This window comes from Pontibacterium sp. (assembly GCF_041587635.1).
Taxonomy (GTDB): domain Bacteria; phylum Pseudomonadota; class Gammaproteobacteria; order Pseudomonadales; family Balneatricaceae; genus Pontibacterium.
This window is the reverse complement of sequence record NZ_JBFGYC010000518.1, coordinates 1-2,868: the sequence shown is the minus strand read 5'-3', so window position 1 is coordinate 2,868 and position 2,868 is coordinate 1. Positions and strand designations below refer to the sequence as shown.

General features: G+C 51.2%; 4 protein-coding genes. All 4 read left to right on the top strand.

The window, feature by feature from the left end; all coding sequences use genetic code 11:
- Positions 1 to 736: glycosyltransferase family 4 protein (locus ABYW01_RS18360; RefSeq protein WP_372835641.1), on the top strand; the 736-nt coding region annotated here is incomplete at its 5' end.
- A complete protein-coding gene (locus ABYW01_RS18355) occupies positions 733 to 1,650 on the top strand; it encodes a hypothetical protein (RefSeq protein ID WP_372835639.1) in 918 nt (305 codons plus the stop codon). The genes ABYW01_RS18360 and ABYW01_RS18355, both read left to right, overlap by 4 nt.
- Positions 1,565 to 2,056, top strand: a complete 492-nt coding sequence (locus tag ABYW01_RS18350) for a hypothetical protein (protein ID WP_372835644.1) — start codon at positions 1,565 to 1,567, stop codon at positions 2,054 to 2,056. Before ABYW01_RS18355 ends, ABYW01_RS18350 begins: the two co-directional genes overlap by 86 nt.
- A 111-nt stretch (positions 2,057 to 2,167) precedes the next feature.
- On the top strand, positions 2,168 to 2,868 hold a 701-nt coding region (locus tag ABYW01_RS18345), incomplete at its 3' end, for a hypothetical protein (protein WP_372835638.1).

Below are 2,868 nucleotides of genomic sequence, written 5' to 3'. Positions count from 1 at the left end.
ATCCACCTACCATAACGGCGACTTGGGAAGCGGCAAGTTGCGATTCTACACCTGGCTAGATGCATTCACGTCGGTGTTGGCCAGCGGAACAATTTGTGTCAGCCCAGAGATCAAGCACCGCCTTCCGGCCCAGTCACTGCTGCTGCCCAATTTTGTGAAAGGAAACCATCTCCCCACCCCACCCGGGCAACAGATCGCATTCGTGGGACGCCTATCAGAAGAAAAAGGCCCCGATCAATTCGCCCTCCTGACACGTCAGTTTGCCAAAGAGGCTGACCTTCAGGTGTACGGTGATGGTCCGCTACGTAAAGAACTGGAAATGTCTGAACCCCATCTGCACTTCAACGGTAACGTCACCATGGAGATGCACTGGCATAAGATTGGGTTGCTCTGTATTACCAGCCGCTGCGAAGGGTTACCGCTGGTCGCATTGGAAGCGATGGCTCGTGGCATCCCTGTTGTCTCCTTCTCTCTCGGTGCATTACCTCAGCTGATAGCTCATGGACAGAACGGTTGGCTCATTGACCCCGATGACAACGCCAGCTTTAAACAGGCCATCCATACTTGGCTAACGTTGTCTGAACAACAACGTCATGCAATGGGAGTTGCCGCCCGTGCGCGTATTAATCGAGAATATTCCAGCGATGTTGTGTGCCCCAGGATTGTTGACCTCTACTACCAGTCACTTCACCCACAGTCCAATTTTCGGATTAGTCCAGACAAGGGGCATCTATGATCCGTACTCTGATTAGGTGCCACAGTAGCCACCGGATAGTGCCACCGTTATTGCCATTGCTAATAGCGTTGGCCATCTTCAATGCAATCCTGCCTGCGACGATAGAACATATTCGCATATCAGGATTTGTCGATGCATTGCTGCAGGGTTTCGGCCAGAGCTTTGTTATCTGGCTAAGCCTTGCGATCGCGGTTTGGTTATATAACCGCAGTGATATTGATCGTACAACACCGCCCAATATTGTTTTACTGATGTGCTTGCTTTTAAGCCTGATGCTAGCGATACCACTGGCAACGCTCAGTTGGTGCATCGCCGCTGTGCTCGTCCTGTTGTGGCGTTCAATCTTTCGGCATGACCACTACAGCCGCGCGGTGACCATTCTGATCTGTGCCGTCGCATTGAGAGAGCCTGTCAGCCGTGTATGCCTGACTCTCTTTTCATCCGAAATACTCAGCTTTGATGCCAGCATTGCCGCTCTCATGCTGCAGATGTTTAACCAGGAATTTGTCGTAAACAACAATCTGATTGTTCAGCCAAATGGCTATAGCTTGCTCATCCTAACGGGATGCTCTGCATTCGGTAACCTGTCGCTCTCACTTCTTCTTTGGCTCGCATTAACCCAGATGGTGCATCAACACGTACGCTACACCGATCTCACGCGCATCATCCTGGTCGCGGTGCTGGTAGTCGCTTTAAACGCCCTACGTTTAGCGTTGATGGCGCTCGATCCGGAATGGTATGAACTACTCCATCAAGGCACGGGAGCCAGCGTATATGAAGGATTGGGGCTGATCAGTACTTTGCTCTGTGTTCGATGGAGAACGCGTCATGAAGACACCTCAGCTTACATTCAGCCTACTGCTCATAATTCTGTTTCCCGCTCTGACGCTGGCACCCGCGACTCGCCTCTATAAAGCGAGTCAAAGACCGCACACTGTCGTAGCCCCGGTAACGTTTAACGTTCCGGGGCTGAATCAGGTCGGCAGCTTTGCAGCAGCCAACCAGGGACCTTATCGGGTAACCAGTTTTCGACACCCAAACTGTCGCGGCACGATTGCCCTACTACCGCTCTATCGCAATGCCGAGGGGAGCGCTGTACTTACTCGGCTATTTGATAATCCGGAGCTGCGTTACGGAATAATTTTTTCGGATGAGATATATGCCGAGTTCCCTCAGCTGCTCTACACGCTCACCATATTTCAAGAGCGAGCCTTTCAGGGACTGCCCTTTGGCGGTGAAAAGAAACAACCCTATGCATTCGCAGAACAAGGTGACTGCGCGTTAGCCGAGCACGCTGCACTCAGGCTAAGAGAGATCTGACAAATTAGGCGGAGCCGCTTTCGGCAGCGGTTTCCTCTCATACCAACCTTAAACCTAAGTAAGGAGTAGCAACATCGTATTCGGTACCTGACTCTATAAAAGGAGATGCCAATGAACACATTACATCTGAAACGAAGCGCTTTGGCGGTACTGTTGAGTAGTGGTTTTGTAACCAGCGCTCACGCCGCTGACGACGCAACCGACACGCTGGTCAACATTGACCTGCCCACAGGCCTGGTGCAGGAGGTGCAAAATGCACTGCCAGAAAGCACCGATGTTAATCAGGAGTTCCTAAACACTGACTATGACCCCAATATTACGTTCCAATCGGATGCCCATGTCGGGATAACATTTATCGACGAAGGAGCGGGCTACCGAAACTCCCTGGGCTACTTTATTTTCGCAGATGATACCTTCGACAACCTGAGCTTTGGCGATATTGATTCCAATAGCAACGGCCATGTCGCGATCAAGGAGCTGACTTCTATCAGCGGTATTACCGCAGAGATGATCTTTAACAACGTCTCAGAAACAGGGGGCGGCGGAAGCCTTAATGCTGGCGATACGGTTGTTTTGGGTGATGCGAGTATCATTAACATCAATGGTACGGAGTTCGACATGACCGGAGGGGCGACCTTTGCCGAAGGTACCAATATGGGTTTCTTCGTGTTGCAGAATGCCTGGTCCGGTAAGAAGGTAAATAGCTGGGACAACAACAAGAATACACTGGCGCTGTACACAGTCGACTTCCTTAACCCTGAAAACAGTGCCAGTGCCACATTGGACAATGCAGACGAAAACGCCCGACACGT